Below are 24,704 nucleotides of genomic sequence, written 5' to 3'. Positions count from 1 at the left end.
CTTCCCCCGCCGGGCCGCTCCCGGACGCCCGGGGCGGTCGGGGCCGTCAGGAGGCGCCGGAGGCATCGAGGTAGACCCATGCGCCGGCGTGCCGCACGAAGCGGCTGTGCTCCTCCAGGACCCCTTCGCGCCCCCGCTCGGTGAAGTGGGCGCGGAAGGAGACGGTCCCCTCGGTGTGGAAGGGGCTGCCGCCGGTGGCGCCGAGGACCTCCAGCCGGCGCCAACGGGTCTGCGGGTCCGGCTCCAGCCGCTCCGGCACGGTGTCCGGGTGCCAGGTGCGCAGCAGGTACGCCCGGTCGCGCACGGCGAAGGCGCTGTAGCGGGAGCGCATCAGGGCCTCGGCGGTGGGAGCGGCGGCCGGGCCCCGGTGGAACCGGCCGCAGCAGTCGGCGTAGGAGGCGGGCAGCCCGCACGGGCAGGGCGCGCCGGGGGAGAGGGGGGAGGGGGCGGGCGAGGCGGAGGGGGCCTTCTGGCGCGGACGTGATCGGCGTCGGGACATGCCTCCATGGTGACCGCCGTACGGGATCCGGTGCGCCCCGGGGCGGACGGCGCCGGGACGGTGGGGCACCGGAACGGCGGAGCGCCACCGGACACGCGGCGGGCCGGGGCGCCCGCGGCCGCGTACGGCGGTACCGCGGGCGCCCCGGCCCGCCGAAGGGGGCCGTGCCTACCGGGCCGCCGGACCCGCGTCCTCGGTACCGGACAGCTGCGCCAGGTACTCGTGGCACTGGGCGGCGCGCCGCGAGTCCTCCTCCATCACCTTGCGGAAGAAGTCGGCGATCTCCTGCTTGCCCGCGTTCTCGGCGTCGCGGACGTACTGTCCGTAGTCGTGTCCGGCCTTCAGCGCGTGGTACTGCACCGAGATCAGGTCGTAGACGACGTCGCTGAATCCGGTCTCGCCGGTTGCCATGTTCATCATCTCCGGGTCGGGTCACATGGATCGGTCCTCCGTGTTTCCCGGTTTCACCTGGGAAAACGGTATTCGTCAGCGAAAGCGGAAAACATCCGGAAGGTGCGGGAGGGCGCGTATGCCGCGACAGGACGGCGGGAAGCGGTCGCCGAAGAGGCCCGGAGGGCGGCGCGCCAAACTGCCCCGCCCGGTGTACGAGAAGGAACTGCTCCGGCTCCAGGAGCAGTTGGTGATGATGCAGGAGTGGGTGCGCTCCACCGGCGCCCGGCTGGTCGTCGTCTTCGAGGGGCGCGACGCGGCGGGCAAGGGGGGAGCCATCAAGCGCGTCACCGAGTACCTCAACCCGCGCGTGGCCCGCATCGTCGCCCTGCCCGCGCCCACCGAACGCCAGCGCACCCAGTGGTACTTCCAGCGCTACGCCGAGCAGTTGCCGGCGGCCGGCGAGATCGTGCTGCTCGACCGCAGCTGGTACAACCGCGCGGGCGTCGAGCGCGTCATGGGGTTCTGCACCGACGAGGAGTACGCGCGCTTCCTGCGCCAGTGCCCCGTCTTCGAGCGGCTGCTGATCGAGGACGGCATCCTGCTGCGCAAGTACTGGTTCTCGGTGAGCGACGAGGAGCAGGAGAGGCGGTTCCGGTCGAGGCTGGAGGATCCGATGCGGCGCTGGAAGCTGTCCCCGATGGACCTGGAGTCCCGTGTCCGCTGGGAGGCGTACTCGCGGGCCAAGGACGAGATGTTCGCCCACACCGACACTCCTGAGTCCCCCTGGTACGTCGTCGACGCGGACGACAAGCGGCGGGCCCGGATCAACATGATCGCCCATCTGCTGTCCGGCGTTCCGTACCACGAGGTCGAGCCGCCGGAGCTGAGCCTGCCGCCCCGGCCCCCGTCCACCGGCTACCGGCGGCCGCCGATGGAGACGCAGACCTGGGTGCCCGACCACGCCGCGACCCTGGAGGGGGCCGGACGGGAGCGGGGCGGCGGGCCGGGCGGCGCGTAGCGGCGCTCCCATGCCGTGTGCCCGGCGTACGGGGGTCACGCCGGGCACACGGGGCCCGCCGGAGGCCACCCGCTTCTCGCGGGCTCCGATTGCGCGGTGCGCGGTCTCGCTCCGCTTCTCCGCGTCCGATGGCCGCCTCCGGGGCCACCACCAGGACACCACGGGCCGGGCCGGGGCGGCAGGGCCGACGGTCCCTCCTCCCGGGGGCCGGCCGGCCCCCGGGAGAGGCGAAAGGGTCCTACCCTTGGAGGCATGGGCGGGGCCGCGGTCACCCTGTTCCTCTGCGGTGACGTGATGCTCGGCCGGGGCGTCGACCAGATCCTCCCGCACCCCGGTGATCCTGCGCTGCGCGAGGCGTACATCCGGGACGCCCGCGCCTACGTCGAGCTGGCGGAGGCGGCCAACGGCCCGATCCCCCGGCCGGTCGGCTTCGAGTGGCCCTGGGGCGAGGCGCTCGCGGCGATCGACGAGGCCGCCCCCGACGCCCGGATCGTCAACCTGGAGACCGGTGTCACGCGCAGCGGCGCGTTCGCGCCGGGCAAGGGCGTCCACTACCGGATGAGCCCCGCCGACCTCCCCTGCCTGTCGGCCGCCCGCCCCGACGTCTGCGTCCTGGCCAACAACCACGTCCTGGACTTCGGCCGCCCCGGTCTGGAGGAGACGCTCGACGCCCTGGCGGACGCCGGGCCGGCGGCGGCCGGAGCGGGGCGGGACCTCACCGCCGCGCGGCGGCCCGCGCCCGTGCCTCTGGGGTACGGGCGGCGGGTGGTGGTCCTGGCCTTCGGCATGCCCTCCAGCGGCATACCGCCGTCCTGGTCCGCCGGTCCCGGCCGGCCCGGCGTGGACGTCGTGGCCGAGCCCTCGCCGTCCGCCGCCGCGGCCGTGGCCGAGCGGATCCGCCGGGTCAGGCGGCCGGGCGACATCGTGGTCGTCTCGGTCCACTGGGGGCCGAACTGGGGCTACGAGGTCTCCCGCGAGGAGACCGGCTTCGCGCACGCCCTGGTCGACGGCGGCGCGGACGTCGTCCACGGCCACTCCTCGCACCACCCCCGCCCCCTGGAGGTGTACCGGGACAGGCTCGTGCTGTACGGCTGCGGCGATCTCGTGAACGACTACGAGGGCATCACCGGATACGAGCGGTACCGGGACGACCTGCGGCTGCTGTACCTCGTCCGCCTGGAGCCGGACGGCCGGACGGCCGGCGTGCGGATGGTGCCGCTCCAGGCCCGGCGGATGCGGCTGCGCCACGCCTCGCCGCAGGACGCCGGGTGGCTGCGGGCGGTCCTGGACCGCGCCGGCCGCGACCTCGGTACGCGTGTCGGCCGCGAGGCGGACGGGACGCTCGTCCTGCGGTGGTGAACCGCCCGCGTCCCTCGGCCGTTCACCGCTCCTCGGCCGCCCCTTCCGGCCTGACGCGGCGCCCGGCGCCGCGTCAGGCCGTCCGCGCGGGGCGCGAGTCGTCGACGGCGAGGGTGACGGCCAGCGCGCCGAGGACGGATCCCATGGCGTACCGCTGGATCCTCAGCCAGGAGGGGTGGCGGGACAGGAGGGCCGCGATGGATCCGGCGGCCAGGACGATGGCCAGGTTCACCGCCAGGCTGACCGCCACCTGGACCGTCCCGAGCGCGAATCCCTGGAGGAGGACGTGCCCGGCCCCCGGGTCGACGAACTGGGGGATGAGAGAGAGGTACATGACCGCGATCTTGGGGTTGAGCAGGTTCGTCGTCAGCCCCATGACGAACAGGCGCCGGGGCGGGTCGTGCGGAACTTCCCGCGGGGCGAAGACGGCCGCCCCGCCCGGCCGGAGGGCCTGCCAGGCGAGCCACGCCAGATACGCGGCTCCGGCGAGCTTCACCGCGGAGTACAGCCCGGGGACGGCCAGGAAGACGACCGACAGGCCCAGGTTCGCGGCCGTGAGGTAGACCAGGAAGCCGAGGGCGACACCGCCGAGCGACACGATCCCGGCGCGCCGGCCCTGGGCGATGCTCCGGGAGACGAGGTAGATCATGTTCGGCCCGGGGGTGAGGACCATTCCCAGGGAGACCGCCGCGACGCCGAGCACCGCACCTGTTCCGAGCATGGCCTGTGTCCGCCTCTCCGGGGGCCGGCCCGCGGCCGCCGGGCCGGCCGCGGGGAGTGCCGCCCGACGAGCGTATGCGCCGACCGTGCATCGATGCAATGTTCAATATTGCTCTCGGTGCAATGAAGTGATTGTCTGGCAGTCGCGGCGGCGGTGCCGGTGGCGGCATCGGTGGCGGCGCGGACGGCAGCGGACGGCAGCGGACGAAGGGAGCCCTCGTGGACGACTACCGGCGGATCGCCGACGGTGTGGCGGCCGGCATCGCCGCGGGACGCCTGAGGCCGGGTGACCGGCTGCCCACGCAGCGGGAGTTCGCCCGGCGGCACGGCATCGCGGGCTCCACGGCCGCCCGCGTCTACCGCGAACTGGCCCACCGGGGCCTGACGGTCGGCGAGGTCGGCAGGGGGACCTTCGTCCGGGCCTCCCCGCGTACGGCGGACCCGGCGACGGCCGAGCCGGCCGAGGCGCGCATCGACCTGGAGTTCAACCACCCCGTGGTGCCCGAGCAGCCGGCGCTCCTCGCGGCCGGGATCGCGCCGCTGCTGCGCCCGGACGTCCTGGAGTCCGCCACGCGCCCGGTCGGTCCCGCGGGCACGGCCGCCGCGCGCAACGCCGCCGCCGGCCTGCTGGCCCGGGGCGGCTGGCGGCCGGACCCGGACCGGGTGCTGTTCGCGGGCGGCGGGCGCCAGGCGATCGCGGCCGCGATCGCCGCGCTGGTCCCGCAGGGCGGACGGCTGGGCGCCGAGGAGCTGACCTACCCGGTGCTGCGGTCCGTCGCGGGCCGGCTGGGGGTGGAGGTCGTACCGCTGGCGGTGGACGGGCAGGGGGTGGTGCCGGAGTCCGTCGCCGAGGCCCACCGCGCCGCGCCGCTGCGCGCCGTCTACCTCCAGCCCGCCGTCCACAACCCGCTGGGCCTGGTGACGCCGCCGCGGCGGCTGGCCGAACTGGCCGACGTGCTGGGCCGGCTGGGCGTGCCAGCGATCGAGGACGCCGTCTGGGCCTTCCTCCGCGACGGGCCGCCGCTGGCCGCCCTGCTCCCGGAGCGCACGGTCCTGGTCGACAGCCTCTCCAAGCGCCTGGCCCCCGGCCTGACCACGGGGTACGCCGTCGCCCCGCGCGCCCTCGCACCCGCCGTCGCCGCGGCGCTGCGCTCCGGGGGGTGGGGACCCGCGCGCTTCGCCCTGGACGCGGCGGGACGCTGGTGGGCCGACGGGGCGGTGGAGGCGGTCGTACGGGCCAAGCGGAGGGACGCGTCGGCCCGCCGGGAGATCGCCGCCCGCCATCTGGACGGCTTCGCGGTGAGCGGCGACCCGTCGTCGTACTTCTGCTGGTGGGAGCTGCCCCGCCCGTGGCGGGCCGACACCTTCGTCGCGGCCGCGGCCCGGCACGGCATCGCGGTCACCCCGGCGGCGGCGTTCGCCGCCGACGGGCTCCGGGCCCCCCACGCCGTACGCCTCGCCCTGGCCTCGCCGCCGCCGGACGTCCTCGCCCGCGCGCTGGACACCCTCGCCGCCCTCGCCCGCTCGGGGCCGGAGGAGGCGTCCGCCGAGTGACTCCCGCGGACGGGCTGCCTCGGACGGTGCCGCCGGAGGGCCGGTGCGCGGGGCCGGTACGGGAGAGGGGCCGGTGCGCGCTCTCCCCGGGCAATGTGGGTGGCGGCCACCGGCGTGCCGGCGACCCTGTGGCTCCGGCATGTTCGAGTGACCTGCGTCACGGCCTACGGTACGGGCATCGATTGTCAGGTCCCTTTCAGGCGTAAGGACCCCCCTCATGAGAGCCACGAACCTCCTGCGCCGCGCGGGTGTGCTGCTGGGCACGCTCGCGCTGGCGTTCACCGGGCTGTCCGCCGCCCCGGCGGCGGCCGCCGAGCTCGAACGCGTCACCGGCTTCGGTTCCAACCCGGGCGCGCTGACCATGTACCGCTACATCCCCGACGACCTGCCGGCCCGCGCCCCGGTCGTCCTCGTCCTGCACGGCTGCACCCAGGACGCGCCCGGCTTCACGGCCACCTACGGCTGGCGCACCTACGCCGACGCGCGCGGTTTCGCGCTCGTCGCGGCCCAGCAGGAGACGGCCAACAACAGCTCCCGCTGCTTCAACTGGTTCCAGAGCGGGGACACCTCGCGCGACCGGGGCGAGATGCTGTCGCTCCGTCAGATGGTCTCCCACACGGTGAACGCGGTGGGGGCCGACCCGTCCCGGGTGTACGTCGCCGGGTTCTCCGGCGGCGGAGCGATGGCCGCGAGCGCGCTCGCCGCCTATCCGGACGTGTTCGCGGGCGGCGCCGTGCTGGCCGGCGTGCCGCACGGCTGCGCCACCAGCATGGTCGGTGCCTTCGGCTGCATGAACCCCGGATCCACGAAGACCGCCGCCCAGTGGGGCGACCTCGTCCGCGCCCAGAACCCCGGATACGGCGGCCCGTGGCCGTCGGTCGCCGTCTGGCACGGCACCGCCGACACCACGGTCGTACCGGCGAACGCGGACGAACTGGTGAAGCAGTGGACGAACGCGCACGGCACGGACGCCACCGCGGACGGCACGGCCTCGCTGCCGGGCGGGGTGACGCGGCGGGACTACGGGTCCTCCGCCGGCACCGTCGTGAGGGACTACCGCGTCTCCGGCATGGGGCACGCCGTCCCGGTGCGCCCGTCGGAGGGCTGCGGCACCGCGGGCGCGTACACCGCCGACCTGATGTGCTCGACGGCGCACATCACCGCCGACTGGGGCCTTGGCGACGCCGGCCCCGGTGACCCGGGCGACCCCGGAGAGCCCGGCGACCCGCAGACGCCCGCCTGCTTCACGGCGAGCAACTACACCCATGTGCAGCAGGGCCGCGCCACCGCCCGCTACGGCTACGCCTACGCGGTCGGCTCCGGTGACGCGCTGGGGCTGTGGAACGTCTACACCGTCACCTCGCTCACCGAGACCGAACCCGGGTGGTACGAGAGGACGGCCTCCTGCGGCTGAGAGCCGCGGGTGCGCCCGTCGTACGGCGCGCCGTACGACGGGCGCACCGCTGCCCGGCGGCCGGTGACGCTCACCGAAAGCCGGACACGCCGATGCGCGACTCCGCCGGGGCCCGGCCCGCTGATGTACCTGGCGGCGCTTCACCACCTCCCCGCGGGGGCCGGACAGGCCGTGGACACGCTTCGGCGGGAAGCCGTTCCCGGTGTTCCCGCGCCGATCGCCGCCGCACTCCGGGGGGGCGGGCGTGAGCGCCGCCCGGCCGTGCGGCTCCGGGCGGCGCACCCCGGAAACCTCTGGTATGCCTTGAATGCCGCGAAATTCTCGAATGTCGTGGACAACGCTCGAACAGGACAAGGCGAACTGGAGATCATCGTGTCCGAACGCAACACGCTCGCTCGCAGCCTGCACGACCTGGGGATGGGCGCATGGTTCGGCGGCTCCCTGATGGGTGCCGTGGGGCTCAACGGCGTCGCCAGGGAGTGGGAGGACGCCGCGACCGGCGACAGGATCGCGAGCATCGGATGGGCGAAGTGGACGCCGGTCAACGGACTGGCCATCGCCGCCCACCTGGCGGGCGCCGTCTCCCTGCTGGCGTCCAACATGTACCGCGTGGAGCACCAGCGGGGTGTCGGAGCCTCCTCGGCGATCAAGACCGTCCTCACCGGCGCGGCCCTGGCGGCCACCGCCTACAGCCGCGTCATGGGCAAGAAGCTGGAGATGGCCACCTCCTCCGACCCGGAGAAGGCGGCCGGGGCCCAGCACCACCCGGCCTCCGTGGAGGACGCCGAGCGCCAGCTGCGCTGGGCCCAGTGGAGCATCCCCGTACTGACCGGCGCGCTCACCGTCGTCAGCGCGCTCCAGGGCGAGCAGCAGAAGCCGGTCGAGCAGAAGGCGGGCATGCTGCGCAAGGCCGCCGCCCGCCTGGACATGGGCTGATACGGGTTACCGGGTACCGGGCCACACGGTGCGTCAGCGGCCCGCGGCGTTCGCCATGAGGCCGCCCCGCACGGCCGTCGGCGTACCGCCGCGGGCCAGCGCGCGCTGCCGGTGGTCGCTGGGCGAGGTGCCGTAGGCGACGCGGAAGGCGCGGCTGAAGGCGGAGGGGTCGGTCAGACCCCACCGGGCGGCGACGGCGTGGATGGGCGTGCGGTACAGGGCGGGGTCGGACAGGTCCTGCCGGATGCGCCGCAGCCGCTGGTCGCGCAGGAACGCCGAGACGGTGGAGTCCTCGTCCCGGAACAGCCGGTGCAGATGGCTCAGGGAGATGTGGTGCGCCGCCGCGATCGCGGGCGGGGACAGGTGCGGGTCGTGCAGGTGCCGGCGTATGTAGGCCTTGACGCGCAGCAGCAGGGCCCGCCGCTGGTCCTCCGGCGGCAGCGCGTGGTCGCTCTCCAGGGTGTGGGCGAACAGGGCGGACAGCAGGTCGACCGCGACCGCGGCCAGCCGGGGCCCGTCGGACGGCCGGTAGCGGGCGGAGTCCGCCGCCACCGTGGTCAGGAACTGCGCCAGCAGAGCTCCCATCCCCTCCCGCGCCGACAGCCGGTGGCGGGTCAGCCCGGCCAGCCGCTCCGGCGGCAGGTGCAGCAGGTCCCGGGGGACCTCCAGCCCGATGCCGCTGTACGGGCCGTCGCCGTCGCCCGCCCACATCTCGCACGGGCGCGAGGTGTCCAGCACGCACAGGGAACCGGGACCGTAGCCGTCCGCGCGGCCTTCCCGGACGACCCTCAGCCGCCCCCGCAGCGGCAGGGACACGTGGACGGTGCGCGGGTCGTGCCGCCGGACCAGTTCCGGGGTGCGCCGCAGCACGACGGGCCGGAACTCCGCGGGCCACACCGTCACGGCCCCGACGCTCAGCACGCGCACCCGGGCCCGGAAGTCCGCCCGGTGGGGGCTGTCCGCCTCCAGGGGCGCGTGGGCCCGCCGGACCAGTTCGCGCCAGCGGTCGAACCGCTCGGCCGCGGGCACGTCCTCGCTCGTGAACGCCGTCTCGTACACCATGTGCTCCTCCTTCTCCCCGGTCGTGTCTCCCGCCGCCGGCCCGGCCGGAGCACACCGGTCCGTCCGGCCATGCCCGGCACCGAGTCTCGGGGGGCACGGGTTGTCAGGCAGGCCCGTTCCGCCGCTCCGGACAATCCGCGGCAGGCGCGCGGCGCCTGCCGGGGCGGCCGAAGACGTGACCGGGCGCGGACTTGTCGGCCGGTCGCGGGGGGCCTACGGTGGCGCCCGGCCGCGGACGCTGCGGGCGGACGCGGTGGGGGAGGACACGCGATGGGGCGCCGGGAGAAACCACTGGATCCGGCCGCCGGCCCGGTGCAGCGGTTCGCCGTCGAACTGCGCGAACTGCGCCGGGCGTCGGGCGGCACCACCTACCGGGCGATGGCGCAGCGGGCGCCCTACTCGGCGGCGACCCTGGCCGAGGCGGCGGCCGGCCGGAGACTGCCCACGCTCCCGGTCGCCCTGGCCTACGCGCAGGCCTGCGGCGGCGACCGTCAGGAGTGGGAGGAGCGCTGGCGCCGGGCGTCCGCCGACGCACTGGCCCAGCCATCCGGCACGGAGGACGGCGCCGACGCCCCCTACCCGGGGCTGCGGCGTTTCCAGCCGGAGGACGAGAAACGGTTCTTCGGGCGCGAGCAGCTCACCGGCGACCTCGTGCGCCTGGTGGGGGAGGGCCGGTTCACGGCCGTCGTCGGCGCGTCCGGCAGCGGAAAGTCGTCGCTGCTGCGCGCGGGGCTGATCCCCGCCCTGCGCTCCGGCACCGCCGCGGTGCGGCCGGCCGCGGTCCGCGTCTTCACCCCCGGCCCGCACCCGATGAGGGACCACCCCCGTCTGCTCACGCCGGCCTCCCACGCCCCCGACGCGGACACGGTGGTCGTCGTCGACCAGTTCGAGGAGGTCTTCACCCTCTGCCGCGACCCCGGGGAGCGCAGGGAGTTCATCGGCCTGCTGCTGGCCGCGCGCCGCCCCCGCAGCCGGCTGCGGGTCGTCGTCGCGGTCAGGGCGGACTTCTTCGGCCACTGCGCGGGCCACCCCGACCTCGCCGACGCCCTGCGGGACGCCACGCTCCTGGTCGGGCCGATGACCCCGGCACAGCTGCGCCGGGCCATCGTCCGCCCGGCCGCCGACGCGGGCCTGATCGTCGAACGCGCACTCACCGCGAGACTGGTGGACGAGGCGACGGGCGAGCCCGGAGGGCTGCCGCTGATGTCCCACGCGCTGCTGGAGACCTGGCGCCGGCGCCGCGGACGCGCGCTGACCCTGGCGGCCTACGAGGCCGCCGGCGGCATACGCGGCGCCATCGCCCAGACCGCCGAGGCCCTCTACACCCGGCTGGACCCCGAGCAGGCCGCCGCCGCCCGCAGGGTCCTGCTGCGGCTGGTCAACCCCGGCGAGGGCGCGCCCGACACCCGGCGCCCCACCGACCGCGGCGAGCTGGGCGCGGACGGCGCGGGCCGCACCGCCGAGGCGGAGGTGCTGGAGCGGCTGGCACGGGCCCGTCTGGTCACCCTCGACGGCTCGACGGTGACCCTGGCGCACGAGGCGCTGATCGCGGCCTGGCCGAGGCTGCGCGGCTGGATCGAGGCGGACCGGCGGCGGCTGCTCGTCCACCGGCAGCTCACCGAGGCCGCACAGGTCTGGCACTCCCTGGACCGCGACACCGGAGCCCTCTACCGGGGCGCCCGGCTCGCGGCGGCCCGGGACCGGCTCGGCGGCGCGGGGGCCGGCCTCACCGCGCTGGAGCGGGAGTTCCTGCTGGCCAGCGAGGCCGCCGAGGAGGCCGAGGCGGAGGAGGCCCGCGCCCGGACCATGCGGCTGCGGCGCCTTTCGGTGATGCTGTCCGCCCTGCTGGTGCTCTGCGCGACCGCGGTCGCGGCGACCTTCCAGCAGTACTCGATCGCCCGTGAACAGCGCCGCGTCGTCACCTCGCACGAACTGGCCGCCCAGGCGGACTCGATGGCCGGGGAACGCCCGGAGGCGGCGGCGATGCTGGCCCTGGCCGCCTACCAGCGGGCCGACGTCCCCGAGACGCGCAGCAGTCTGCTGTCCGCCTACGCCCGCCACCGGGCCGACCGCTTCGCCGCACACGCCGGCACCGTGTCGGCTATGGAGTTCTCCCCCGACGGCCGCACCCTGGCCACGGCCGGGGACGGCCACGGCGTCAGACTGTGGGACACCCGGGCCCGCCAGATCGACGCCACCCTCGCCGGCCACACGGACCGGGTGAACGACGTGGGCTTCTCCCCGGACGGCCGGCTGCTGGCCACCGCGGGCGACGACCGCAGCGTCAAGCTGTGGGACACCCGGGCCCACCGGGTGGTCGCCACCCTCACCGGTCACACCGGCCAGGCGACGACGGTGGCCTTCTCGCCGGACGGCCGCACCCTGGCCACCGGCGGCGGCGACGGCGCCGTACGGCTGTGGGACGTCGCGAGGCAGCGGCAGTCGGCCGTCCTGTCCGGACACACGGGCGAGGTGACGGCCGTCGCGTTCTCCCCGGACGGCGGCACCCTGGTCACCGGCGGCGCCGACGCCACCCTGCGCATGTGGGACACCGCGTCGGGCCGGGAGACCGCCACCCTCGCCGTCATGAGGAGCGCGTCGACGGGGCAGCGGAGTCCGGTCTACGACGTTGCCTTCTCCCCGGACGGCCGCACCCTGGCCGCGGCCGGCACCGAGATCACCCGGCTGTGGGACACGGCCACCTACCACTACCGGAAGACCGCCGCGGTGACGGGCCGCCGCGAACACGCCCACCGGGAACTGGCGTTCACCCCCGACAGCCGGACCCTCGCCGTCACCGGCGCCGACGGCACCGTCCGGTTCTGGGACACCGCCGACCACCGCACGACCGCCACCATCACCGCAGGGGAGGAGCCGGCCGCCTACGAGACGGCGCTGTCCCCCGGCGGCCGCGTCCTGGCCGCGGCCGACGGCGGGGGCCGGGTGCAGCTGTGGGACACCGCCACACAGCAGCGGACCGCCGTCCTCGGCGCCGCCGCGCCGTTCTCCAGGCTCGCGGCGTTCTCCCCGGACGGCCGCACCCTGGCCACCACCGGTTCCGCCGACGGGGCGGTGGAGCTGTGGCGGGCGGACGGGCACCGCAGGCTGCGCACCCTGGGACACGGAAGCGACGTGCACACGGCGGCGTTCTCCCCGGACGGCCGCACCCTGGCCACCGGTTCCGCCGACGGCACGGTCCGGTTGTGGGACGCCGCCTCCGGGCGGCGGCGGTCCGCCCTCACCGGTCACACCGACGCGGTGACGGCCGTCGCCTTCTCGCCGGACGGCCGCACCCTGGCCACCGGTTCCGCCGACGACACGGTCCGGCTGTGGGACGCGGGGGAGGGCCGGCAGGCGGCCGTCCTCAGACGGCACACCGACCGGGTGCGCGCGCTGGCCTTCTCGCCGGACGGCCGCACCCTGGCCACGGCCTCCGCCGACCGCACCGTACTGGTGTGGGAGGTGGGCGCCCGGCGGGTGCGGATCTCCCTCACCGGCCACCTGGGCCCGGTCACCGGCGTGGCGTTCGCCCCGGGCGGCCGTCTGCTGGCGACCGCAGCCGGGGGGCGCGTACGGCTGTGGGACACGGCCTCGTACCGCACCGCCGCCACCCTCACGGGCCATCCCGACGGCGCGGAGCACGTGGCGTTCGCCCCGGGCGGCGAAACGCTGGTCACCGCGGGGGCGGGCACGATCCACCTGTGGGACACGGCCTCGTACGACACGGCGGCCACACTCACCGGTGACGGGGAGATCTCCGCCATGGCCCTGAGTCCGGACGGCCGGACGCTGGCCACCGCGGGCGAGGAGAAGCGCCTGTGGCGGATCGACGCGGGCGAGGTGGCGGCCGAGGTCTGCCGGGCGAGGCGCACCCACCGGTGGTCCGAGCTGGTCTCGGACCTGCCCGCCGCCCCCTCCTGCCCCTGAGGCCCTGGCCCGGGGCGGCCGGCGGCACGGGACCGCCCGCGCGCCGCGCGGCTCTTTACGTGGGTGTCATGGACGGATAAATTCTTGATGCCGCAACAACTTGCTGAAAAATTGCGGCAGTTGTTTCAGAGTTGTCGTTCCACCGCACTGCCCGGCCGGGTCCCGAGGCGCGTCAGGATCCGGTCCTCACGGGGGTCCACGCGGATACGCCGTATCCGCGCCGACGACGACCGCCGCGGTCGCCGATGCCGCGGCCCTGCCCTGGAGACGCGCATGAAGAGCAGTACATCCCCACCACCACGGCGCTTGCCGGCGGTGGCCGCCGCGGCGGTCGCGGCCGTTCTGGCGACCGGCCTGCCGGCCCTGCCGGCGGCGGCGTCGCCCGGCGAGGCGGGCCCCGGGGCCGCGCCCGTCGCGGCGGAGGCCGGGAACACCGCGACGGTCTTCTACTACACCGGGACCAGGGACTGGCCCGAGTACAACCTGCACTGGGCGCCGGACGGCGGGCAGTGGACGGCCGTGCCGGGGACGGCGATGGAGGCGGCCTGCACGGACTGGGTGAAGAAGACCGTCGATCTGGGCAGCGCGTCCGGGCTGCGGGCCACCTTCAACGACGGCTCGGGGACCTGGGACAACAACGGCGGGCGGAACTACGACCTGGGCACCGGGAACATCACCGTCAGGGACGGCGCGGTCGCCCACTCCGACCCCTGCGCGGGCGCCGAACCGGAACCGGGCGGGGGCGACGGCGGGGGGAACGGTGAGGAGAACACAGCCACGGTCTACTACTCGACGGCCGCCCTGGGCTGGTCCACCGCCAACATCCACTACCGGCCGGACGGCGGCTCCTGGACCGAACCGCCCGGCGCCGGCATGGAGGCCGCCTGCGCCGGCTGGTGGAAGCACACCGCCGACCTGGGCGGCGCCACCTCGATGAAGGCCGCCTTCAACAACGGCAACGGGATCTGGGACAACAACAACGGGGCCGACTACACCATCGGCGCGGGAGTCGCCACCGTCGAGAACCGGACCGTCACCGAGGACGCCGCGGACCCGTGCGCCGGAGAGGAGCCCGACACGCAGGCCCCCGCCGCGCCCGAGGGGGTGACCGCGAGCGCCGACGGCACCTCGGTCGTGGTCTCCTGGGAACCGTCCACCGACGACCGGGGGGTCACCGGCTACCGGGTGACCCGCACCGGCGGCACCGGGGGCACGGTCGTCACCGACGTCGGCTCCACCGTCTTCTCCGACACGGACCTTGAGGAGAGGACCGCCTACGCCTACACCGTCAGGGCCGTGGACGCGGCGGGCAACGTCTCGGCCGCCTCCTCCGAGGCCAGGGCCACCACCGGCGAGAGAGCACCCGCGCCCGCCCAGGGCAGGCCGCTGGGCACCGACCCGCGCAAGGACCCGATCTACTTCGTCCTCACCGCCCGCTTCAACGACGGCGACGCCTCCAACAACCGCGGCGGGAACCAGCACGAGAAGTCCGGCAACGCCGCCAACGACGACCCCATGTTCCGCGGCGACTTCAGGGGCCTGATCGACAGGCTCGACTACATCAAGGGGCTCGGCTTCTCCGCCGTGTGGATCACGCCCGTGGTCCTCAACCGCTCCGACTACGACTACCACGGCTACCACGGCTGGGACTTCTACCGGGTGGACCCCCGCCTGGAGTCCGCCGGGGCCTCCTACCAGGACCTGATCAACGCCGCCCACGCCAAGGGCATGAAGATCTACCAGGACGTGGTCTACAACCACTCCTCCCGCTGGGGCGCCAAGGGCCTGTTCACCCCGACCGTCCACGGGGTGCGCGACAGCCAGTGGAGCTGGTACTACGACGAGCCGAACGAGGGGTTCGAGTACGACGGCCTGACGGTGGACCCGAAGTCCGGCAAGGCCCACTACAACGGGGACCTGTGGTCGACCGCGGAGCCCGCCGGCAACACCTGCCTGAACTGGGGCGAGCCCACCGGCGCCAGGAGCCCGGAGGGTTACACGATCTACAACTGCCAGTGGCCCAGCCCCACGTCCGGCATGTTCCCCCGGGCCCTGTACCACGACTGCTGGATCGGCAACTGGGAGGGCGAGGACTCCCGCTCCTGCTGGATCCACGAGGACCTGGCCGACTTCGACACCGAGAGCGCGGCCGTGCAGAACCATCTGATCGGCGCCTACAACAAGTACATCGACATGGGCGTGGACGGCTTCCGCGTCGACACGGCCGTCCACATCCCGCGCACCACCTGGAACCGCCGCTTCCTGCCGGCCATCCAGGAGCGCGTCACACAGCGCTTCGGAGCGGAGGCGGCGAGGAACTTCTTCGTCTTCGGCGAGGTCGCGGCCTTCGTCAACGACAAGTGGAACCGCGGATCGGTCAACCACTCGGCGCAGTTCTACACCTGGAAGGAACGCAAGGAGTACGGCGCCGACGACGCCGGGGCCGCGCTGGAGATGTACGAGTGGGAGCAGGCGCAGGGCCCGGCCGGGCAGCCCACCTCGGACAACGCCTTCCTGCGCGGAAACAGCTACCACACCCCGGACCACAGCCGGTTCTCGGGCATGAACGTCATCGACATGCGCATGCACATGAACTTCGGTGACGCCCGGAACGCCTTCCACAACGGCAGGGACTCCGACGACAGCTACAACGACGCCACGTACAACGTCGTCTACGTCGACAGCCACGACTACGGCCCCAACAAGAGCGGCGAGCGCTACACCGGCGGCACCGACGCCTGGGCGGAGAACATGTCGCTGATGTGGACCTTCCGCGGCATCCCCACCCTGTACTACGGCTCGGAGATCGAGTTCCGGAAGGGGGCGAAGATCGACTGCGGGCCCACCTGTCCACTGGACACCACCGGCCGTGCCTACTACGGCGACCACCTGGCCGGGAGCGTCAGGGCAACGGACTTCTCGGAGGTGGTCTCGGCCACCGGGGCGGTCGCCGAGACCCTGGACAAGCCGCTGGCCAGGCACGTGCAGCGGCTCAACCGGATCCGGCGCGCGGTACCGGCCCTGCAGACGGGCCAGTACTCCACCGAGGGGGTCAGCGGCGAAATGGCCTTCAAGCGCCGCTACACGAGCGGCTCCACGGACAGTTTCGCGCTGGTCACCGTCACCCACGGCGCCACCTACACCGGCATTCCCGACGGCACCTACACCGACGCCGTCACCGGCGACGTGCGGCAGGTCACCGGCGGCAGACTCGCCGTGGACGCCCCCGGCAAGGGCAACCTGCGCGTCTACGTCCTGAACGGCACCGGGAAGATCGGGGCGGACGGACCGTATCTGAAGTGATTCTTCCGTGTGCTCCGGACGGGCCCTTCCGCCCGTCCGGAGCACACGGGGCGCGGGGAGTGCGGGGAGTGCGCGGGCGTCCCCGGCCGCGGGCGGTCCCCTCGCGGGGGCCGGCGTTCTCGTGACGGTCACGGGATCTTCCCGTTGCGCTGTTGGCAGGGACATGTCCATGTGGGAGGCTCCGCATATCGAACAACCGTTGGCAGTCCCTGATCCGGGGCTTACCGAAAGGACATCCCCACATGTCCCGCTCCCGTGGGTCCGCGGCCGGAGGCATAGCCCTGGCCGCGGCCACCCTGCTGGCCGTGGCCGCCCCCGCCTCCGTCTCGGCCGCCCCCGCACCCGTGTCGCCCGCCGCGGGTCCGGCCTCCGTGTCGGCCGACGCCTACTACGCACCCGCCGAGGGGAAGACCGGCGCCGCCCTGAAGGCGGCGCTCAACGACATCATCAGCAAGCAGACCAGACTCTCCTACAGCCAGGTCTGGGACGCGCTCGGAGACACCGACGAGGACCCCTCCAACCCGGACAACGTGATCCTGCTGTACACCGGCCGCTCCCAGGCGAAGTCCGAGCACGGCGGCGATCTGGGCGACTGGAACCGCGAGCACGTGTGGGCCAAGTCCCACGGCGACTTCGGCACCAGCACCGGACCCGGCACCGACCTGCACCACCTGCGCCCCACGGACGTACGGGTCAACAGCATCCGGGGGAACAAGGACTTCGACAACGGCGGCAGCGCGGTCTCCGGTGCCCCCGGCAACTACACCGACGGCGACAGCTTCGAGCCCCGCGACGCGGTCAAGGGCGACGTGGCCCGCATGATCCTCTACATGGCCGTGCGCTACGAGGGCGAGGACGGCTTCGCCGACCTGGAGCCCAACGACCGCGTGGGCAACGGCTCGGCGCCGTACCACGGGCGTCTCGGCGTCCTGAAGCAGTGGCACCGCGAGGACCCGCCGGACTCCTTCGAGCGGAACCGCAACGAGGTCATCCACGACGAGTACCAGCACAACCGGAACCCGTTCATCGACCGCCCCGAATGGGTCGAGGCCATCTGGTGAGACCGGCGCATCGGCCGGGCCGCCGCTGAGAAGGAGGGCGGGGGCGCCGCGGCACCGTTCCCACCGGTCCGCGGCGCCCCCGCCCTCACGCCTTCCCGGGTCCGTTCGCCGCGGTGCGCTCCCGCCTCGCGCCCCGCGGCCACCGCCGGCGGCGGGGCGGGTGGACGGCCCGGCCGATGCGGCGGCCGAGCAGCAGGTAACCCAGCAGCGCGCCGCTGGTGTTGAGGATGACGTCGTCGATGTCGAACGCCCGGCCCGGCACGACGGCCCCCTGCACCAGTTCCACCGCGACCATCACCGCCGTGGTCAGCAGGACCACCCGCAGCAGCCCGCGGGCGCGCGGCCAGGCCACCGGGAGCAGGACCCCGAACGGCACACCCAGGGCGATGTTGCCGCCGAGCTGTTTGACGGTGTCGCGGAACGCGGGCTGGTTCAGGTAGTTGCGGATGGAGTCGCCCGGCCGCAGATTGCTGTGCGTCAGCGCCTCGGAGGCGTACGACGGTGTCAGGGTCAGCCTGGCCAGGACGACGGCGAACAGCACCGTCGCCGCCAGGGCCACCACCATCACCAGCGCCCGCACCAGGGGCGAGCGGGGTGCGGCGGGCTCCTCGTGCGGTGTGTCCCGCGCCGGTCCGGTACTCGCGCCCCTCGACAGGAGACCGTGCCTCATCCGCTGCCACCCCCGGTTTCTGACGGTTCGCCGGCTGGAACGGCGCGGTCACCGCGCCGTGGTCGCCGGATACCCGGAGTAAGGGCCGGTATGCGTGCCTCGCCGGACGGGGCCTGATCGCGTACGAGGGCCGGGTGCCGCACGCGGCCGGGCGGGGAGGGACGTTGGTCCCTGCGGGATGTTCCCTTTCGGCCCTGTGGCGGATGCGCCGGGACGGGCAGCATCGTCATGCGGCTGTGGGGAGCCGCAAGTGGGGGGAGAGGTCGAAGCGGCCCGGGAGGAGCGGCCCGGGCCGCCTCGCCGTGCCCGGGCCGCTCCTCCCGGGCCCATCCGGCTCCGTCCGGCCTCTCGGCGCCCCTGTCCGGCCGGTGCGGCGATGCTGCGCGAAAATACCCCTGGGGGTATTTGCCATCCCTCCACCCCCTGTTCTATCCTCGGCTCTGTAATACCCCCCTGGGTATATCGGGAGGTGTCGGTCGTGTCCGGAGGAGCGGACCCGAGGCCGCCTGTCGCGATCCCGGCGCACGGCGGGCGGAACGCCGACGGCCCGTGCCGGAAAACGGCCTGACCATCCGCCCGATCGGGGTCCGCACAGGGAGGTCCGTACAGGGAGGGGCCGCCGGACGCGGCGGTCTCCGACGGCTCCCACCCGGGCCGCCGGCCTCCTCGCCCCGAGAGGCGGGCCCCCGGCTCACCGGCACATCCGCACCCACGCAGACGGGAGCACTCCATGTCCCCCAGAACCAACCCCGGCACCAACCCCGGCGCCCCGGACCGGCGTGTGCTGATCGTCGGCGGCGGCAGCGCCGGCATCAGCACCGCAGCCCGCCTGCGGCGCGCGGGGGTCCGCGACATCACCGTGGTCGACCCCTCCGACGTCCACTGGTACCAGCCGCTGTGGACGCTCGTCGGCGGCGGCCAGGCGCCCCTGCGCATCACCGGCCGGCCCGAGGCCTCCGTCATGCCCCGGGGAGTGCGCTGGATCCGGAAGGCGGCCGAGGCGGTCGACCCCGGCGCCCGCACCGTCACCCTCTCCGACGGCACCGAGGCCGGCTACGACTTCCTCGTGATGGCCCCCGGCATCCAGCTCGACTGGAACGGCGTCCCGGGCCTGGCCGAGGCGGTCGGCCGCGACCGCGTCAGCAGCAACTACGCGCCGGAGTACGCCCCCCGCACCTGGGAGCTCATCAAGGGCATGCGCTCGGGCACTGCCGTCTTCACCCATCCCGCCACCCCCCTCAAGTGCGGTGGGGCGCCCCAGAAGATCGCCTACCTGGCCGCCGACCACTGGCGCAGGAAGGGCGTCCTGGACCGGATCAGGGTGGTACTGGTGATACCGGACCCGGCGCTGTTCAAGGTGCCGGTCTGGAACCGGGAGCTGGAACGGGTCGCCAGGCGGTACGGCATCGAGGTCAGGCTGAACACCGAGATGACCGCCGTCGACGGCGGCCGGCGCACGGTGACCCTCACCGACCGCGCCGCCGGGACCGAGGAGACGCTCGGCTACGACATGCTGCACGCGGTGCCGCCGCAGAGCGCCCCCGACTGGGTCGAGAAGAGTCCGCTGGCCGACCCGGCCAGTCCCCACGGCTTCGTCGAGGCGGACAAGCACACCCTGCGCCACCCCCGCCATCCGGAGGTCTTCGCCATCGGCGACGTCGCCGGCCTGCCCACCTCCAAGACCGGCGCGGCCGTCCGCAAGCAGGCGCCCGTCGTCGTCGGCAACCTGCTCGACGCCATGCGGGGGGCCGAGCCCTCGCACCGGTACGACGGCTACACCTCCTGCCCCCTGGTGACCGCGCGGGACAGGATGCTGCTCGCCGAGTTCGACTACGACCTGAAGCCGGCGCCGAGCTTCCCGCTGATCGACACCACCAGGGAACGCCGCGACATGTGGCTGTTCAAGCGGTACGGCCTGCCGCCCGTGTACTGGCGCGGCATGCTCACCGGCCGGCTGTGACCGGCCGCCCCTGACCCGCGCGGCCCGGCCGCCCCGTCCCCGATGAGGGACGGGGCGGCCGGGCCGCGCGGTCCGCCGGGTCGCCCGCGCCGGGCGCAGGGGAGGGCCGGGTCAGAAGGAGGGGAAGCCGGGCGACGCGGGCCCGAAGGACGCGGAGGAGGGCGGGGGCGTGAGGGTGCCGGGCGCCGTGGGAGCCTCGCGCTCGGCCAGGGCGGCCTGGTCCAGGAGCCGCCGGGCCAGTTCGCGCGCCTCCCGGGTGGTGAGCGCGGCCCAGGCCCCCGGCGCGCTGCCGCTGCCCGGGCCGAGATCCAGGGTGACCCGGCTGATCGGCCGACCCGCGGTGGGCAGCCGCAGACACTTCACGGTGATCCGCCGGTCGCAGGAGGTGATCATCGGTGTTTCGCCGGCCGGCTGGGGAAGCACCCGTCCTGTCTCCGCCACTGTTCCCACACCTTCCATCTCATACCGCTCATAACGCAGGGGCACAGTGGGTAGCGCTGTCCGGGCCCGGGATGTTCCCGCTTGCCGCTTGCCGCTTGCCGCTTGCCGCGCGCCGGAGCCGGCCGGTCCCGCGCGCGTACGGCCCGCCGGTCGCACCGACGGGCCGTACGTCCACCCGTGGCCGCCCCGGGGAGGGGCGGCGGCCTCAGGCCGCCGCGTCGGCCAGCCACAGGTCGGGCCCGAAGACCTCGTACCGGATCTCCCGGGCCGGCACACCCGCGCGCAGCAGTTGCTCGCGGACCGAGCGCATGAAGGACAGCGGACCGCACAGGTACACGCTCGCGTCGGGGTCCACCTCCAGACCGCCGAGGTCCATCACCCCCTCGCGGGCGCCGGGCTCCTCGGCCCCGGGCCGCTCGTACCAGAACACCGAGCGTGCGCCCGGCAGCCGCTCCACCAGCCGGTCGGTGTCGGTGCGCAGCGCGTGGTCCCCGGGGGAGCGGTCGGCGTGCAGCACCGTCACAGGACGGGTGGAGCCGGTGACGGCGAGGTGTTCGAGCATGCCGACCATGGGAGTGCAGCCGATTCCCGCGGAGACCAGCATCAGCGGCCGGTCGGACCGGTCCAGCACCACGTCGCCGAAGGGGGCGGACAGGGTGAGTTCGTCGCCCGCCCGCACGGTGCGGTGCAGCAGGTTGGAGACCTCGCCCTCCGGGGCGCCGTCGCCGTGGACCCGCTTCACGGTGATCCGGCGCGTCCGGTCGCCGGGGGCGGAGGAGAGGCTGTACTGGCGCAACTGGTGGACGCCGTCGGGCATCCGCACCCGCACGCTCACGTACTGGCCCGCACGGGCGGCGGGCGCGGGCGCCCCGTCACAGGGGCGCAGCATGAAGGACACCGTGTCGGGGGTCTCCTCGCGCCGCTCGACCACCGTCCACCGCCGCCAGGGGTGCCCCGGCTTCACCTGCGCCATGAGGTAGAGGCGGGCCTCCTGCGCGATCAGGGCACCGGCCATCAGCCAGTACACCTCGTCCCAGGCCGCCGCCACCTCGGGGGTGACCGCGTCGCCGAGCACATCGGCTATGGCGGCGAAGAGGTACTTGTGCACGATCGTGTACTGGTCCTCGGTGACGCCGACGGCGGCGTGCTTGTGGGCGATGCGGGCCAGCAGCGTGTCGGGCCGGGTGCCGGGCTCGGCGACCAGGGCGCCGGCGAAGGCGGCGATGGAGCCCGCCAGCGCCCGGCGCTGCGCGCCGCTGGCCTGGTTGCCGCGGTTGAACATGCCGTCGAGCAGCTCGGGGCGGTCGGCGAACATGGTCGCGTAGAAGCGGGTGGTGATCTCGTCCAGCGCCCTGCCAACGGCGGGCAGGGTGGCACGGATCACCGAGGCCGATTCGGCGGAAAGCATGACGCTCCTAAGGGGGCGGGGCAGGGGGTTCGTCGGCCGCCGGAGCGCGGCCACAACCTGTCTAGCAGCGGCGGGACGCGCTTTCGGGCGCCGAGCGGCGATCAGGGCCGAAGGGCCCCGCCGCCCGGGACGTACGGCCCCGGCCGCCGCCTCCGGGGCGGGGACGTGCGGCCCCGGGACGGCCCGCGAGCGCTGCCCCGTACGGCCCGCAGCCCGCGTCCGCGCCGGTTTCCCGGACGGGATCGCGGGGGACGCACGGGATCACAAGGCGCCCGCGGCGTCGCGCGGCACCGCGTCTGCTGCCCGACGCCGGGCTCCACCGGGTGCCGGCGCCGGGCCGCCGCCTGCTCCCGGGTTTCCACGCCGGCGGTGAACTCCCGCGCCTGCCGGAGGCGTTCGGCCGTCCGGTCCCGACCGGCCGCCGCGCGGGGACGAGGGCCGGGGAGGCGGTGAGGTTTCTCACCTGCCCGGACGAAACCCGTGTCCGCGCCCGGAAGCCACCCCGCCGTCTGTTCCCATGGGCGGGCGGCAGCGGCGTACGGCGCGGTCGGAGACCGGCGACCGGGGCCCTTCCGTGGAGGTGGGACGCCCCGAACGCCGCGGTTGCCTTGGTCGCGGCATCTGGGAGAAGGTTGCCGGACGGCAATTCTCTGTTCGGCGTCCCACCCGGCGTTCCGTTCAGCGTTCATCCAGCAGGAAGGTGGTGGGGCCCGCGGCGCGCGGGCTCCCGGTTGTGACGATCTCCGAGGACTCATCTGCCCGGCCGCGCGGCGCCGGCTCCGGCGCCGCGTGGGACGACGCGCCCTGCGCAGTGGTGGCGGTGGATCCGTCCGGCGCGGTTACGGGGGCCAACGCGACCGCCGCCGGACTCCTCCCGGACGCGGTGCCCGGCGCACGGCTGGTGGAGGCGGTGCCGCACTGGCTGGCCGACGCCCACCGGCGCCTCACCGCGTCCTCCGCCCCCGGCCCCGGGCCCGGACAGGCGCCCAGGGGCGAGGCCTGCGGGCGGAGCCTGCGGGCGCACCCGGCCCGCGGCGGGAACGGCGACGTGGTGTGGTGGCTGATCGACGACACCGAGCTGCGCCTGGCCGAGGACGCCCTCAGGAGCGAGCGGGAGCGCACCGCCTTCCTCGCGGAGGTGTCCGAGACCCTGTCGGCCACCCTGAACGTGGAGCGGTGCATGGAGGCGACCACGCGCCTGGCCGTGCAGCACCTGGCGGACGCGGCCGTGCTGATCGCCCCGGCGGCCGGGCACAGGCTCCCGGTCACCTACAGCACCCCCGGAGGCCCGGTGCACGGGACGGTCGACGCGGACCCGCAGACGGTGCCGGGGCTGAGCGAGGCGCTCCAGGGGTTCCCGCCGGTGCCCTCGCGCTGGATCGACCCCGCGCTGCTGCCCGACTGGGTCGTACCGCCGGAGTTCGACGGGCCCGCGGGGTCGGTGGTGGTCACCCCGCTGCCCGGCCACGGCGTCCCGGCCGGGGCACTGGTCCTGCTGCGCCGCACCGATCACGCCGTGTTCAGCGAGAGCGAGGAGACCTTCGCGAGGCTGTTCGCCGCCCGGGCCGGGGCCGCGCTGTCGGCCGCGCGCCTGTACGCCGAGCAGGCCCGCATCACCGACACGCTGATGCGGGAGCTGTTCCCGCCGAAGCTGGGCCAGGTGCACGGGGTCGAGTTCGCCGGCGGTTACCGGGCGTCGGAGCTCAAGGAGTGGGTCGGCGGCGACTTCTACGACATCCACCCCGCCGCCGAGCCGGACCAGGAGTCCCTGATCGTCCTGGGGGACGTGTGCGGCAAGGGACTCGAGGCGGCCGTCCTGACCGGGAAGATCCGCAACACGCTGCACGCGCTGCTGCCGATGGCCGACGACCATCCGCGCATGCTCGGCCTGCTCAACGGCGCGCTGGTGAACTCGCACCACACCCGCTTCGCCACCCTCGTACTGGCCTCCGCCGCCCGCGCGGACAACCACGTCAGGCTCCGGCTGACCAGCGCCGGCCACCCTCCTCCGCTGATCGTGCGCGCGGACGGGAGCGTGGAGGAGGCCGACACCCGCGGGTCGCTGATCGGTGTGCTGCCGAAGACCAGGGCGCGCACGGCCACGGTCGAGCTCGCGCCGGGCGAGACGTGCCTGCTGTACACCGACGGCATCACCGAGGCACGCGGCGGTCCCCTGGGCTGCGACATGTTCGGGGAGCGCCGGCTCAAGGACGTACTCGGGGAGTGCGCGGCCATGCCGGCCGAGGCGGTGGTCGAACGCGTCCAGATGCTCGCCGGTCAGTGGGTCGGGGGGAGAAGCCACGACGACATGGCCGTCGTCGCCATCACCGCGCCGCGCACCGTGCACCTCAGCGCGGTGGACGGCCACACCCGGGGCAGGTACACCGCATGACCGCTCACACGGACCACCTCTCCGCCGCCGCCGGATCCACCGGATCCGCGGCCGATCCGCGCGCGGCGCGGGAGAGACTGTGGCACGCCGTCCGCGAGGGCGACGAGTACGCGGCCTCCGAATCGGTCTTCGCCGCGCTGGACGCCGGCGCGGACCCCGAGACGGTGCTGCTGGACGTCATCGCTCCCGTCCAGCGGAAGGTGGGCACCGAGTGGGCCGCCGACCGCGTCACCGTGGCGCAGGAGCACGCCGCCACCGCCATCAACGACCGGATCATCGCCGCGCTCGCCCACCGCGTGCGCGGCGGTGCGCGGCCCGGCGCCGGTGCGGGCCGCGTCACGGTCGCCTGCGTGGACGGCGAGTGGCACGCCCTGCCCGCCCGGCTGCTCGCGGAGGTGCTGGCGCTGCGCGGCTGGCAGGTCGACTTCCTCGGCGCCCAGGTCCCCGCCCCGCACCTGATAGCGCACCTGCACCGCACGGGACCCTGCGCCGTCGCGCTGTCCTCCTCCATCGCCACCCGGCTGCCCACCGCCCACGCCGCGATCACCGCCTGCCAGGCGGCCGGCACCCCGGTCCTGGCCGGCGGC

18 protein-coding genes are annotated in these 24,704 nt (G+C 74.6%); 11 read left to right on the top strand and 7 right to left on the bottom strand.

The genetic code is table 11. The features are described 5' to 3' along the window. Positions 1-46: 46 nt before the first annotated feature. Complete coding sequence (locus ACLIYP_RS15830; RefSeq protein WP_412713773.1) at positions 47-499, bottom strand: YchJ family protein; 453 nt, start codon at positions 497-499, stop codon at positions 47-49. 168 nt (positions 500-667) lie between these two features. Then, the gene (locus ACLIYP_RS15825; protein WP_412713772.1) at positions 668-910 is read right to left on the bottom strand and encodes an acyl carrier protein; all 243 of its coding nucleotides are present in this window, start codon (positions 908-910) and stop codon (positions 668-670) included. Positions 911-1,028: 118 nt separating this feature from the next. On the opposite strand from ACLIYP_RS15825, the gene ppk2 reads away from it, so the two are divergent. Together ppk2 and ACLIYP_RS15815 are read left to right on the top strand one after the other, a co-directional pair. Beyond that, positions 1,029-1,910: a polyphosphate kinase 2 gene (ppk2, locus tag ACLIYP_RS15820; protein WP_412713771.1), complete on the top strand. Its 882-nt coding sequence runs from the start codon at positions 1,029-1,031 to the stop codon at positions 1,908-1,910. A 252-nt stretch (positions 1,911-2,162) separates the two neighbouring features. Then, on the top strand, positions 2,163-3,269 hold the full coding sequence (locus ACLIYP_RS15815; RefSeq protein WP_412713770.1) for a CapA family protein: 1,107 nt from the start codon (positions 2,163-2,165) through the stop codon (positions 3,267-3,269). Positions 3,270-3,342: 73 nt separating this feature from the next. Here the strand turns inward: ACLIYP_RS15815 and ACLIYP_RS15810 are convergent, their stop codons facing one another. After that, on the bottom strand, positions 3,343-3,990 hold the full coding sequence (locus ACLIYP_RS15810; protein WP_412713769.1) for a LysE family translocator: 648 nt from the start codon (positions 3,988-3,990) through the stop codon (positions 3,343-3,345). Between the two features lie 218 nt (positions 3,991-4,208). Here ACLIYP_RS15810 and ACLIYP_RS15805 point away from each other — a divergent pair, with 218 nt between their 5' ends. The 3 genes from ACLIYP_RS15805 (at position 4,209) to ACLIYP_RS15795 (ending at position 7,893) form a co-directional block, all read left to right on the top strand. Continuing rightward, a complete protein-coding gene (locus ACLIYP_RS15805; RefSeq protein ID WP_412713780.1) occupies positions 4,209-5,543 on the top strand; it encodes an aminotransferase-like domain-containing protein in 1,335 nt (444 codons plus the stop codon). 217 nt (positions 5,544-5,760) lie between these two features. Continuing rightward, complete coding sequence (locus tag ACLIYP_RS15800; RefSeq protein ID WP_412713768.1) at positions 5,761-6,957, top strand: extracellular catalytic domain type 1 short-chain-length polyhydroxyalkanoate depolymerase; 1,197 nt, start codon at positions 5,761-5,763, stop codon at positions 6,955-6,957. Between the two features lie 372 nt (positions 6,958-7,329). Next, positions 7,330-7,893 (top strand): hypothetical protein, encoded by a 564-nt coding sequence (locus tag ACLIYP_RS15795; RefSeq protein ID WP_412713767.1) that lies wholly within the window; start codon positions 7,330-7,332, stop codon positions 7,891-7,893. Positions 7,894-7,926: 33 nt separating this feature from the next. On the opposite strand, the gene ACLIYP_RS15790 is transcribed toward ACLIYP_RS15795, so the two are convergent. Beyond that, positions 7,927-8,955, bottom strand: coding sequence for an AraC-like ligand-binding domain-containing protein (locus tag ACLIYP_RS15790; protein WP_412713766.1), 1,029 nt, complete (start codon positions 8,953-8,955; stop codon positions 7,927-7,929). 270 nt (positions 8,956-9,225) lie between these two features. On the opposite strand from ACLIYP_RS15790, the gene ACLIYP_RS15785 reads away from it, so the two are divergent. The 3 genes from ACLIYP_RS15785 to ACLIYP_RS15775 all read left to right on the top strand — a co-directional run bounded on the left by ACLIYP_RS15785 (position 9,226) and on the right by ACLIYP_RS15775 (position 17,246). Next, complete coding sequence (locus ACLIYP_RS15785) at positions 9,226-12,882, top strand: nSTAND1 domain-containing NTPase (RefSeq protein ID WP_412713765.1); 3,657 nt, start codon at positions 9,226-9,228, stop codon at positions 12,880-12,882. A gap of 273 nt (positions 12,883-13,155) precedes the next feature. After that, entirely contained in the window at positions 13,156-16,185 is a 3,030-nt protein-coding gene (locus ACLIYP_RS15780; protein ID WP_412713764.1) for a carbohydrate binding domain-containing protein, read from the top strand. 242 nt (positions 16,186-16,427) lie between these two features. Then, on the top strand, positions 16,428-17,246 hold the full coding sequence (locus ACLIYP_RS15775; protein WP_412713763.1) for an endonuclease I family protein: 819 nt from the start codon (positions 16,428-16,430) through the stop codon (positions 17,244-17,246). Between the two features lie 85 nt (positions 17,247-17,331). Here the strand turns inward: ACLIYP_RS15775 and ACLIYP_RS15770 are convergent, their stop codons facing one another. Next, entirely contained in the window at positions 17,332-17,916 is a 585-nt protein-coding gene (locus ACLIYP_RS15770; RefSeq protein ID WP_412713762.1) for a VanZ family protein, read from the bottom strand. A gap of 730 nt (positions 17,917-18,646) precedes the next feature. Here ACLIYP_RS15770 and ACLIYP_RS15765 point away from each other — a divergent pair. Further along, positions 18,647-19,876, top strand: a complete 1,230-nt coding sequence (locus tag ACLIYP_RS15765) for an NAD(P)/FAD-dependent oxidoreductase (RefSeq protein WP_412713761.1) — start codon at positions 18,647-18,649, stop codon at positions 19,874-19,876. A gap of 111 nt (positions 19,877-19,987) precedes the next feature. Here ACLIYP_RS15765 and ACLIYP_RS15760 read toward each other — a convergent pair whose 3' ends face one another. Continuing rightward, positions 19,988-20,317: a hypothetical protein gene (locus ACLIYP_RS15760; RefSeq protein ID WP_412713760.1), complete on the bottom strand. Its 330-nt coding sequence runs from the start codon at positions 20,315-20,317 to the stop codon at positions 19,988-19,990. Between the two features lie 205 nt (positions 20,318-20,522). Next, positions 20,523-21,725, bottom strand: coding sequence for a globin domain-containing protein (locus ACLIYP_RS15755; protein ID WP_412713759.1), 1,203 nt, complete (start codon positions 21,723-21,725; stop codon positions 20,523-20,525). A gap of 733 nt (positions 21,726-22,458) precedes the next feature. Here ACLIYP_RS15755 and ACLIYP_RS15750 point away from each other — a divergent pair. Both ACLIYP_RS15750 and ACLIYP_RS15745 read left to right on the top strand, forming a co-directional pair. Next, entirely contained in the window at positions 22,459-24,117 is a 1,659-nt protein-coding gene (locus ACLIYP_RS15750; RefSeq protein ID WP_412713758.1) for a SpoIIE family protein phosphatase, read from the top strand. After that, positions 24,114-24,704, top strand: a 591-nt coding sequence (locus ACLIYP_RS15745) for a cobalamin B12-binding domain-containing protein (RefSeq protein WP_412713757.1), incomplete at its 3' end; no start/stop codon positions are given. The genes ACLIYP_RS15750 and ACLIYP_RS15745, both read left to right, overlap by 4 nt.

This window comes from Streptomyces nanhaiensis (assembly GCF_046614825.1).
Lineage (GTDB): Bacteria > Actinomycetota > Actinomycetes > Streptomycetales > Streptomycetaceae > Streptomyces > Streptomyces radiopugnans.
This window is presented reverse-complemented; position numbering and strand designations above follow the sequence as displayed.

Excerpts from the sequence above, each read along its gene's own strand:
- ACLIYP_RS15830 (WP_412713773.1), bottom strand. The coding sequence starts at position 499 with ATGTCCCGACGCCGATCACGTCCGCGCCAGAAGGCCCCCTCCGCCTCG.
- ACLIYP_RS15825 (WP_412713772.1), bottom strand. The coding sequence starts at position 910 with ATGGCAACCGGCGAGACCGGATTCAGCGACGTCGTCTACGACCTGATC.
- ppk2 (WP_412713771.1), top strand. The coding sequence starts at position 1,029 with ATGCCGCGACAGGACGGCGGGAAGCGGTCGCCGAAGAGGCCCGGAGGG.
- ACLIYP_RS15815 (WP_412713770.1), top strand. The coding sequence starts at position 2,163 with ATGGGCGGGGCCGCGGTCACCCTGTTCCTCTGCGGTGACGTGATGCTC.
- ACLIYP_RS15810 (WP_412713769.1), bottom strand. The coding sequence starts at position 3,990 with ATGCTCGGAACAGGTGCGGTGCTCGGCGTCGCGGCGGTCTCCCTGGGA.
- ACLIYP_RS15800 (WP_412713768.1), top strand. The coding sequence starts at position 5,761 with ATGAGAGCCACGAACCTCCTGCGCCGCGCGGGTGTGCTGCTGGGCACG.
- ACLIYP_RS15790 (WP_412713766.1), bottom strand. The coding sequence starts at position 8,955 with ATGGTGTACGAGACGGCGTTCACGAGCGAGGACGTGCCCGCGGCCGAG.
- ACLIYP_RS15785 (WP_412713765.1), top strand. The coding sequence starts at position 9,226 with ATGGGGCGCCGGGAGAAACCACTGGATCCGGCCGCCGGCCCGGTGCAG.
- ACLIYP_RS15780 (WP_412713764.1), top strand. The coding sequence starts at position 13,156 with ATGAAGAGCAGTACATCCCCACCACCACGGCGCTTGCCGGCGGTGGCC.
- ACLIYP_RS15775 (WP_412713763.1), top strand. The coding sequence starts at position 16,428 with ATGTCCCGCTCCCGTGGGTCCGCGGCCGGAGGCATAGCCCTGGCCGCG.
- ACLIYP_RS15770 (WP_412713762.1), bottom strand. The coding sequence starts at position 17,916 with ATGAGGCACGGTCTCCTGTCGAGGGGCGCGAGTACCGGACCGGCGCGG.
- ACLIYP_RS15765 (WP_412713761.1), top strand. The coding sequence starts at position 18,647 with ATGTCCCCCAGAACCAACCCCGGCACCAACCCCGGCGCCCCGGACCGG.
- ACLIYP_RS15755 (WP_412713759.1), bottom strand. The coding sequence starts at position 21,725 with ATGCTTTCCGCCGAATCGGCCTCGGTGATCCGTGCCACCCTGCCCGCC.